We start from the raw sequence: 11,060 nt of genomic DNA, 5'->3' as shown, positions 1-11,060 counted from the left end.
GTCACGACATTGTCTTTAGTTTATTATAGAGCGTCGCCAGGGATATCTTTAAGGCCTTGGCGGCTTGTTTTTTTCCTTCTACAGTATCCCCGTATTGTTTTAAGGCCAAACGGATCAGCTGCTTTTCCATTTGTTCAAGGGGTATGACCCCTTGAAGCACCTGTTCATGTTGTATTTGGGCCTGTGAATCTACCAGATTGAAAATATACTTATGAGTTATAATTTCCCCTTCTGCCGTAACCATAGCTCGTTCCACAACATTCTGAAGTTCACGGATGTTACCTGGCCAATTGTATTGCATCAAAAGCTCCTCTGCCTGGGTCGTCAATCCCTTCACGTGTTTACCAAATTTCCGGTTAAATTTAACAATCAAGGATTGAACGTAGGATGGGATGTCTTCTTTGTGTTTACGAAGAGGAGGTAAACGCAATTCAAGGACATTGAGACGGTAATAAAGGTCTTCTCGGAACTTACCACGTTTGGTCATTTCCAGCAAATTACGGTTGGTTGCCGATATTACTCGAACATCCACGTTAATCGTTTGATTTCCACCAACCCGTTCAAATTCCATCTCTTGTAATACTCTTAACAATTTGGCTTGCAAACTGAGATTCATATCTCCTATTTCATCCAAGAAAATAGTTCCGCCATTGGCCAACTCCATTTTACCCAGTTTTGTTTTAAGAGCTCCAGTGAAAGCTCCCTTTTCATGCCCGAAAAATTCACTTTCCAGTAACGTTTCAGGGATTGCGGCACAGTTTACTTTGATAAATGGCTTGTCCAAGCGTAAACTAGCCCCATGGATAGCATGAGCGAATAATTCTTTTCCTGTTCCAGACTCTCCAGTAATCAGAATGGTTGAGTTACTTTTGGCTGCCTTGCGGGCTAAATTTAAAGCGCTTTCAAATTCCGGTTGGCTCCCAATCAGGTCATCAAAGGTATACGAACTCGTAGAAATCTGGTTGATGCGAGTTTGCAAATCATCAATCACTTGGTTGGAAGCTCGCAATTGTTCCATCAGCTTGTAAATATCCGTTAACGGCTGAAAAACGACAACTGCGCCTTCCATTTTTCCATCCACTACAATGGGGGAAGCATTGGCGACCACCTCAACGTTTGCGCCTCCGACCACAGCACGATGAGCGAAAACAGCTTCGTGAGTTCGCAGAGACCGGGCCAGTGCCCCGTTAGGAGAAACGTCAAAGATATTATTCCCAATCCTCTGCCCTGCAGGAATTGAGGTAACACGACTAAAGGACGGATTGACATATTTGATTTGGCCGTTAATCCCCGCTACTTCGATGGCTTCCTGAACTGAGTTTAAGATCGCATCAAGCTCACCTTTTAAGCGTTTTATATCAGCTAGCTTTTCTTTTTCCTCTATAATGTACATCATTAGATTGGCACCTTGGGCTTCAATCACAGCGCAGGTCTTGTCTTTAGCTTGTTCAATTTGTTGTTGAACTTGAGAAGCGCCGGTAGCTTCAATAATCACATCCAGGTTAGGGACCTTCAAGAAATCAGCCAATAGTACACAGGTCTGTACTCCGTCTAATTGAGCCATTTGCATACCGTGGGAATTAATTAGATGATCGCAGACTACGCTGAGCTCGACATGCTCAATCGTTCTTAGGGTTTTATAGATCGACACGCCCCCTTGACCCATGCCGACAATACCCACTTTGATTTTGCGTGCCACTCTATTCCCCCCCACAAATTGGCTCTTTAACTTTATTGTTATTAGAATATTCGCGCTCAGAACTCTATTCTCCTACTTGAATTTAAAGTTTTTAGAATTTTATAATTAAAAAAAATGGCAAGGTTTAGAAAATCGGAGAGACTTGTTAGTATTCTATTTTTTAAAACATAAAGCCTTTCACTGGATAGGCAATAACACCTATTCAGGAAAGGCTTCTACACAACTACCCTAATCCATTAAGACACGTGGAATATAGAGGGATAGATCCGGGAAAACCACGAACATGATCATCGCTAAAATCATCAAGACGATAAAGGGAATTACTCCCTTAACAACTTCTCCCAGAGGCTCCTTAGCCATTGAACTAACCACAAATAGGTTCAAGCCAACAGGGGGAGTAATCATCGCTAATTCCATATTCACCGTCATAACAATGGCAAAATGAATTGGATCAATGCCTAATTGCTTAATGATCGGTAACAAAATCGGTAAAGTAATTAAGATAATGGAAACGGCTTCTAAGAACGTGCCCATCACAAAGAACACAAGTGAAGTGACTAAGAAAAATAACATAGTATTCAGATTAGCCTGACTTATCCAAGCTGCGACTTTGTTCGGAATTTGATTATTAGTTAGGTAGAGCGCAAAAACCATAGCGGCGGCGATAATCAGAAAAATCATCGAAGAGGTATTTATCGTCTCCTTTAAAATCCCACGAATATCTTTAAAATGAAGTTCTTTATAAATAAAAATGGAAACCACTAAGGTATAAAAGACGGCGATAACCGCGGCTTCTGTTGGTGTACAAATACCAGTATAAATACTTCCTAAGATCACAAAGGGTAAAAGGGCAGCCGGAATGGCTTTTAGAGAAGCCTTCCAACGTTGAGACCAGGTGCATTTTTCCATCAGTCCATATTTATTTTTCTTTGCATAGATTATCGCTGAAACTACTAAAATTCCTCCTAATATTACTCCAGGGACAACCCCAGCCATGAACAGCTTTCCAATAGATTCATCCGAGGTAACACCATACACGATCAAGGGAATACTCGGTGGGATCAGAATTCCAAGGGTTCCTGCAGCAGCGATGAGTCCCATGGCATAGCGTTTAGGATAACCACCCTCCACCATAGCTGGAAGCATAATCGCACCGATCGCTGCCGCCGTTGCTGGACTTGATCCTGAGATTGCTGCGAAAATCATACACGCTAAGATCGTGACAACGGATAAGCCACCAGGTAAATGCCCAATCCAAGAGCGCAAACTCTCGATCAAGTATTTAGAAACTCCCCCCCGTGACATTAAAACTCCGGCTAAAATATAACCCGGTATGGCCATCAAGGTAGCCGAATTCAGTCCGGCAAACATCCTTTGAGGGATCATCATCATATTAAAAGTTTCCGTAGTTACGATCAGCGCAATTGTTGACATGGCTAAACTAATGGCAATAGGGACGTTTAACAAAAAGAAAATAACAAAAAGTAAAAACAACAATGCTACTAACATTTCATTACATCCTTTCCGCCACTTTGCCGACCCCGCCGGTATTTCGGGCAGCCTCATAGAGCTTAACTAAAAATCGGAATGTCAAAAGTGCTCCGGTCAATGGAAGAATACTGTAAACCATATACAGTGGAATTCCTACGTCTGTAGACACTTGCCCTGTATTGTGCGTGAAAGAGACTAAACGATAGCCATAAAACCCCATGAAAAGGCTAAACGTAATTCCTACCGTATGCGCAAACAAAGTGACAAAGTACTGAACCTTTTTCGGTAAGACATTAAATAGCATATCCACCTTGATGTGATGATCATTGCGCAAGGCCACACTGGTACCAATTAAGGTCCCCCAAATAATCATATATTGAGAAATCTCATCAACCCAAGAGCGCGCATCATTAAACACATAGCGCATGATGACACCGTAGAAAATCAAGGTAACACCTGCCGAAAGAAGTCCACCCGAAACGATGTCCTCAAGGAATTCAAAGACTTGCCAGAACTTTTTCATTTGCTTCACCTCTAGTTCTTTTTAATGCAATGAGTCTGAATACCTCTTTTGATAAGAGGGTTCTTACTAGAAGAACCCTCTTATCTGTGTATTGAGTTTAAGGGACTAAGACTTACTTCTGGCCGGCTTTAATTGCTGCGTCAATTAACTCTTTGCTGAGTACACTTTCAAATTGTGCATAAACAGGCTTCATAGCTTCTTGGAACACTCCCATTTGAGCTGGGGTTAACTCGGTGAACTGCATTTTTCCACCCTTCTTTAAGTTATCCATACTCTTTTTATCGAGAAGTTCTGCTTGTTCAACAGCATACTTGGTTGCTTCAGCCATGGACTCATCTAAGGCTTTACGGATATCTGGCTCTAGACCTGCCCAAAAACTCTTATTGACGATGATCATGTAGTCGATTCGACCATGATTAGTGACAGTGAGGTATTTTTGAGTTTCTTGATATTTTTGAGTATCAATATTGTTATAGGTGTTTTCTTGTCCGTCCACAGTACCTTGTTGTAACGCTGCATAGGTCTCACCAAAAGCAATCGTTGCCGAACCAGCCCCTAGGGCTTTGAACTGAGCCTCCAGTACTTTACCGGCTTGAGTTCTAAACTTTAACCCTTTAAAATCTGCCGGAGTGATTAGGGGACGCTTATTATTGGTAAACTGCTTGAAGCCGTTAGGCCAGACTGCTAATCCTTGTAAATTATACTTATCCAAAGAATTCATGAGCCCCTTCATTGAATCAGAAGCAAAGAATTTATAGACTGCTTGATTATCAGGGAATAAGAACGGGAGATCCGTATATTGGAATTTAGGGTTTAAGCCCACTAATTTTGTAACTGACGGAGCAATGATTTGTACATTACCCGATTGGGCAGCCTCTAATTCTTCTTTATCTCCATAGAGCTGGGATGACGGGTAAACTTCAACTTTTACTTTTCCATTCGTTTTCTGTTCAGCTAATTCTTTAAACTTAAGTGCTGCCTGCCCCTTTGGAGTATCAGGTGTCACAACATGGGCGAATTTTACGATAATCGGCTTAATTTCCTCTTTTTTGACTTCACCAGTAGTCGCTGCGGGTTTTGCTCCGCACCCAACTAAAGAAAGGGCTAAGACTAGTACTGCACTCAAAGCTACGGCCATCGGTTTTTTTCTAAACATTTTTTCTCCCCCTCAAATTTTTTTAAACTAATCCAATTCACTTATGGTCACTAGCCCTTCCCTCACCTCCTTAAATCCGAGTTATATTTTCTTATCCTCCTCGAAGGCCCCTGCTATAAGGGGTTGCCTCTCAACATCAGCAGCTACAGCGACACTAAGTCGTCCATGACCACCGTGAGTTCCACGCTCAGCTTGAGCTGTAAGAGCTCACTGAGGCTCGCCCCACTTTTGGACAGCAAGTAGAAAGTCCGGGCTAATATCTTGTACTAATTTAGAATAAACCGAGGAAAAACTCTCTTTCCACGTCTGTTTTTCCAAAGTGGTGAGTGCATAAATGTTGACCTTATTCCTCTTCTGAAGTTCCTTTAATTGTTCATCATTGAGTTCACGAGCCTTTTCTCTTTCCCATAAGGTTACCTCGTCCAAAGTGTCCTCTAGCAGTTCACGGGACTGACTGGAAAGTTGATTCCAAAATTCCTGATTTACGATGACGGCATACCCTAAAAATCCATGTTGGCTAAGGGTTAAGAAATTCTGCACTTGATCAAAATCCTTTGAGTAAATATTGGAGATTGTATTTTCTTGTCCTTGAACTCTCCCTTCTGCCAAAGCCGTATAAACATCATTAAAAGGAAGAAAGAGTGTGTCGGCTCCAAAAGCCTGAAATTGCTCTTCTAAAACTCCCTGCGACATGATTCGAAAACGCAACCCTTCTAAATCACTTGGTTTGACGATGGGATGATCGTTATTGGTTAAGTGTTTAAAGCCGTTATCCCACATCACCAGTCCCTTCATATTTTTCTCCTCTAATTGAGTAAGTAATGTCTTACCTAATGGACCATCCATGATTTGATGAACACTCTCCAGATTAGAAAAAAAGTAGGGAAGATCCCAGATCTGCCATTGAGGAAATAATTGAGAAACTTTAGAGGTCGCCGGAGCAATCATTTGCACATCTCCCCTGCTCAAGGCCTCAAATTCTTCACCATCTTTGAAGAGCTGAGAATTTGGAAACACTTGAACTTCAATCGAACCGCCAGACCTCTCCCTGATTAGATTCGCAAAACGTATGGCCGCTAAACCTTTGGGTGTGTTTTCCTCAACCACGTGGGAAAATTTAATGATAATCTTTTCTTCTTTATTGACTTGCTGCCCATCGAAGACCCTAGTACCACACCCTGATAATCCAAATACAACGATGAGGAGGATGAAAAGCCAGCTATTTCTAGCCATAGGTTTTACTCCTTCTGATTCTGTTTTATGAATATTTGTATTGTATTGTATTTTCAGATTATTCACAATCTTTAGGTCCTTTTGATATAATTAAGGTCATATTGGTCTACAGCACAACGTCTACTCACTAATTTTAATTAAAAAAAAGTTGCACTCTAAAGTACAACTTTGTATTTGTTGATGGGTCTACCTACAGTGCCATATTGGGTCTCCAATAACACTCGGTTATTTTTTTCCAGATACTCTAAATACCTACGCGCGGTGACACGCGCTAAACCCGCTCCTTCGGCAACTTCCTCTGAGGATAGTCCTACCTGGCTTTCTTTAAGAAAATTGTAAACTTGTTGTAAAGTAATCTCACGTAATCCTTTGGGTAAATCTTCGCGACTACGATTTAAGGTCGATTCATGAGGGGGATGAATCTTAATCAAACGGTCCAGATCCTCTTGATTCATTTCCCAGCGATTTCGAAACTGCTCTGAGTATGAATAATAATTGTTAAGAGCAGTATGGATCCGATCATATTTAAAAGGTTTAATAATATAATCTACCACTCCAAAGCGCAAACCGGCTTGAACCGTTGCCACATCTTGAGCAGCCGTGATCAAGATGATGTCCGTGGGTAACCCTAGACGACGAATCTCTCTGAGAACTTGAATACCATTTAAATCCGGCAGGTAAATATCTAGAATGACTAAGCGTGGTCTTAAATCTTGGATGATTTCTAAGGCCATTTTACCCGTTTTAGCCTTACCACAAATTCGAAATCCTCCAATTCTCTTGATAAATCCTTCATGGACTTCCATGACCATCGGATCGTCTTCAACAAGGACTAAGTCAATCAGATTCATGGTTTCACCCCCTTTCAAACCTCTTGCCTACGTTGTTGCTTAGTACGATTACGACTAAACCATTTTCAAGGGTAACTTAACTCCAAAACGCGTACCCCATTTTCCAGACTCTAGCTCCATAGTCCCCCCCAACATTTCTACTGTTTGTCTAACCAAGGACAGACCAATTCCCCGATTATCTGTTCCTTTGGTTGAAAATCCCCATTGGTAAATTCTTGCTTGATTTTCGGGAGTAATACCTACCCCAGTATCTTCAACACTCAGAACTAATTCTGTCTGTTCTTGTTTGATACGACAGTGAACTTCTCTTAGCTCGCTGCCCACAACCGCTTCCATGGCATTTTCCAATAAGTTCCCTAAAATAATGGTCAGTGTGTTATCGTCAAAATCCTCCGGCAATTCTAATAAACTAGAATCCGGATCAAATACAACATCGACCTTAAGTTCTTTGCCGCGGTTATATTTACCTAAAAGTAACCCCGCGACGCTGGGATGTTTAATCTTGCTGCTTAAAAATCTGGTTACCTCTTGTTGTTCCTCAGTAACTTGATAAATATAATCCATGGCTACTTGAGCTTTGCCTAACTGAATCAGCCCCGCAATAGTATGCAATTTATTTAACGATTCATGATTTTGTACTCGGAGGGCTTCGATAAATGTTCTAACCCCGGTTAATTCCTCGGCCATTTTACGCACTTCAGTTTTATCTTTAAAGCTAATCACACGCCCTACGATTCGATCTTTGACTCTCACTGGTAAAATATTAACAAGCACCCAGGTTTGGTGAAGAATAAGTTCCGTTGTTTGGGAAGGATCATTGGCTTCTAATAAATCCGTAAGAACATTGAATACCACAAGCTCTTTTAATCGAAGTCCCAGAACCTTGTCAGTAACCCCAGCCATTCGACATGCTTTTTGGTTAATGACTGTAATCCGGTTCTCCACATCCAACGCCACGACCCCATCATCCATAGCTTGAAAAATTGCCACGCGCTCTTCTAGCATTCTAGCTATTTCATTAGGTTCTAGTGAAAACATATTCTTTTTGATATTGCTGGATAGATAAAACGAACCAAGAATGCCTAATGCCAACCCTATTAATAAGGAAGAATAAAGTTCCAGTCTTATGGTACTAATTATTTCTCTTATGGTAGGTACAAGAATTCCAACCGCTACGACACCCACTTGACGAGTGCCTTCATCCGTCAGCACAGGTACGAAAGCACGCACAGACGGTCCTATAACTCCAACGGCTTGGGAGAGATATTCCTTTCTCTGTAGAGAAGGTTCCTCATCCCCATCATTAAAGACGGTCCCGATACGGTCTAAATAAGGATGGGAGTACCTTATCTTTTCCATATTAAAAATAACGATATATTCTACCCCGGTCGCAATACGGATCCGCTCAGCAAGGGGTTGAATTACCTTAGAGCCATCCGCTTCACTCAGATTCTCCTGCACCTCTTCTAATTGTGCCACTGTTCGTGAAATCGCGATGGCTCGATGTCCAATTTCCTGTTCCATTTTATCCGTAATTCGGGACACAATAATCACTCCCGCCAAAAGGACGGATAAAAAAACTAACAGGAATGAGAGCATTGCGATTTTTGTTCCCAATTTTAGATGGGGAATTTTCAACCGCCACTCCCCCCTTTGATAAATCTGAATAATATATATTAATTCGTCAATTTTGTCATAATCCCTTCTAAATTAAATTCCATATTTATTCCCAGAAGTTTATACTGTATATTTGTTAATTTCCTCTTGTCAACGAACGAATAAAGTGTTAAATTTATATATATTCAAATGGAGCAAAGACGCTCTTTGAAGATTAATGTATAATCTTTGAGGGAGTGTTTTTTTGTTTTATACCCAAAATCTTGAAACTAAAACTAATGGAAGGGGTTATATACATGGATATTTTTGGGCAAAACGTCTTTAATGACTCAGTAATGAGAGAGCGTTTACCGAAGGCAACCTACAAATCTCTACGCAAAACAATTGAAGAGGGCCTTCCTCTTGACCCAGATGTTGCCGAAGTTGTAGCTAACAGCATGAAGGATTGGGCTATTGAAAAGGGAGCAACGCATTTTACCCATTGGTTCCAACCAATGACCGGAATCACTGCAGAAAAACATGATTCCTTTATTTCCCCTACCCAGCACGGCCTTGTGGTTATGGAGTTTTCCGGTAAGGAATTAATCCAAGGTGAGCCTGATGCGTCTTCCTTCCCCAGTGGAGGAATTCGTGCCACGTTTGAAGCGAGAGGCTATACTGCTTGGGACTGCACTTCTCCTGCTTTTCTAAAAGAAGATGGCGGTGTCTTAACGTTATGCATTCCTACAGCCTTCTGCTCTTACACTGGAGAAGCACTCGACAAAAAAACTCCTCTTTTGCGCTCTATGCAAACCCTCTCCACTCAAGCCTTGCGCTTGTTACGACTCTTTGGCAATACATCTTCTACCCGGGTCACCAGCACAGTTGGTGCGGAGCAAGAATATTTTCTCATAGACAAGAAATTCTTCGACCAACGGATGGACCTCATGCTCACAGGTCGGACTCTTTTCGGTGCCATGTCAGCAAAGGGTCAAGAATTGGAAGATCATTACTTCGGAAGCTTAAAAACTCGGGTAGCCGCCTTTATGCATGATTTAAATGTCGATTTGTGGAAGCTTGGAGTTCTTGCTAAAACCCAGCATAACGAAGTGGCTCCTGGACAATTTGAGCTGGCTCCTATCTTCGGGACTACAAATATCGCCACCGACCACAACCAACTTGTCATGGATACCATGAAAAAAGTTGCCTTGCGCCATGGCATGGTCTGCTTGCTGCACGAAAAACCCTTTGCTGGAGTCAACGGGTCCGGAAAGCACAATAACTGGTCAATGTCCACGAACGATGGACTTAACCTCTTGGATCCCGGTCATACTCCTCATGAAAACTTGCAATTCCTTACCATATTATGTGCCATTATTAAAGCTGTCGATGATTATGCCGAATTACTCCGACTTTCAGCAGCTACCCCAGGGAATGACCACCGTCTTGGCGCAAACGAAGCCCCTCCAGCCATTATCTCCATATTCCTTGGTGACCAGCTCTCAGACATTTTTAAACAGTTACAAAACGGAGGAGTCAAACGGTCCCTTCAAGGGCAAAAATTAATGAGCGGTGTAAGTACCCTGCCGGCCTTCCGTAAAGACTCTACGGACCGCAATCGGACTTCTCCCTTCGCTTTTACCGGCAATAAATTCGAATTTAGAATGGTAGCTTCTTCCCAATCCATCTCAGGTCCTAACGTAGTACTCAATACGATCTTTGCAGAAGTCTTCTCCCAATTTGCAGATCGTCTCGAACAAGCAGAGGATTTCGCTCAAACCCTTCAACAACTCCTCAAGGAAACTGCCACCAACCATAGCCGCATCCTCTTTGATGGTAACGGCTATGCAGACGAGTGGGTTGAAGAGGCCACAAAACGCGGACTTCCCAATATCACTTCCACAGTTGACGCCTCACTGGTTCTACTGCGAGAGTCCACAGTTGCTCTCTATGAAAAACATCAAGTATTAAATAAAACAGAGCTGGAATCCCGCTATGAAATCAACTTGGAGCAGTATTCCAAACAAATTAACATTGAGGCTCTAACCATGATCGACATGGCTAAGCATCAGATTATACCTGCCGCTGTCAAATATTCCACAGTTTTAGCAAATTCGATCAATGCCGTAAAATCTGCTTCAAGTGCTGTCGATGTCTCAGTACAAGAAAACCTCCTGATCGACCTCTGCTCAACCCTGGTTTCCTTTAAAGCAAACTTGAGTGCTCTGGAAACCGTTACTCAGGAAGCCACGACTCTGTCAGAAGCCTATGCGCAAGCCGTTTATTACCGAGATCTTGTCTTTAAAGCCATGGGAGCTCTCAGGCTTGATGGAGATAAGCTCGAGACGATCATTGACGCAGACCTTTGGCCGCTTCCCACGTATGCTCAAATGTTATTTAAGCTGTAATCCTGGTCAAAGCACACGAAATATGACAATCCTACCCATGAAAATGCCCTCCCTTAGTAGATTTATTCTGCCATGGGAGGGCTCTTTATTGTTTTGTCTGGGA

General features: G+C 42.1%; 8 protein-coding genes. 1 reads left to right on the top strand and 7 read right to left on the bottom strand.

The features are described 5' to 3' along the window. Nucleotide 1: 1 nt before the first annotated feature. From JL57_RS13645 to JL57_RS13615, 7 genes are all read right to left on the bottom strand, one after another. Nucleotides 2-1,699 carry a sigma-54-dependent Fis family transcriptional regulator gene (locus tag JL57_RS13645; RefSeq protein ID WP_034142597.1) on the bottom strand — a complete coding sequence of 566 codons (1,698 nt, stop codon included), beginning with the start codon at nucleotides 1,697-1,699 and terminating at the stop codon, nucleotides 2-4. A 228-nt stretch (nucleotides 1,700-1,927) separates the two neighbouring features. Further along, entirely contained in the window at nucleotides 1,928-3,208 is a 1,281-nt protein-coding gene (locus JL57_RS13640; protein WP_034142596.1) for a TRAP transporter large permease, read from the bottom strand. Between the two features lie 4 nt (nucleotides 3,209-3,212). Beyond that, nucleotides 3,213-3,713: a TRAP transporter small permease gene (locus tag JL57_RS13635; protein WP_034142595.1), complete on the bottom strand. Its 501-nt coding sequence runs from the start codon at nucleotides 3,711-3,713 to the stop codon at nucleotides 3,213-3,215. Nucleotides 3,714-3,825: 112 nt separating this feature from the next. Further along, nucleotides 3,826-4,869, bottom strand: coding sequence for a DctP family TRAP transporter solute-binding subunit (locus tag JL57_RS13630; RefSeq protein ID WP_034142594.1), 1,044 nt, complete (start codon nucleotides 4,867-4,869; stop codon nucleotides 3,826-3,828). A 207-nt stretch (nucleotides 4,870-5,076) separates the two neighbouring features. Next, nucleotides 5,077-6,102 (bottom strand): DctP family TRAP transporter solute-binding subunit, encoded by a 1,026-nt coding sequence (locus JL57_RS13625; protein ID WP_034142593.1) that lies wholly within the window; start codon nucleotides 6,100-6,102, stop codon nucleotides 5,077-5,079. Between the two features lie 155 nt (nucleotides 6,103-6,257). Next, nucleotides 6,258-6,953 (bottom strand): response regulator, encoded by a 696-nt coding sequence (locus JL57_RS13620; RefSeq protein ID WP_034142592.1) that lies wholly within the window; start codon nucleotides 6,951-6,953, stop codon nucleotides 6,258-6,260. Between the two features lie 54 nt (nucleotides 6,954-7,007). After that, on the bottom strand, nucleotides 7,008-8,591 hold the full coding sequence (locus JL57_RS13615) for a sensor histidine kinase (protein ID WP_034142591.1): 1,584 nt from the start codon (nucleotides 8,589-8,591) through the stop codon (nucleotides 7,008-7,010). Between the two features lie 275 nt (nucleotides 8,592-8,866). Between JL57_RS13615 and JL57_RS13610 the strand changes: the two genes are divergently transcribed. Further along, nucleotides 8,867-10,957 carry a glutamine synthetase III gene (locus tag JL57_RS13610; RefSeq protein WP_034142590.1) on the top strand — a complete coding sequence of 697 codons (2,091 nt, stop codon included), beginning with the start codon at nucleotides 8,867-8,869 and terminating at the stop codon, nucleotides 10,955-10,957. The last annotated feature ends 103 nt before the right edge of the window (nucleotides 10,958-11,060 follow it).

This window comes from Desulfosporosinus sp. BICA1-9, assembly GCF_000802135.1.
The sequence above is the reverse complement of the archived record's forward strand: the minus strand, read 5'-3'. Positions and strand labels throughout refer to the sequence as shown.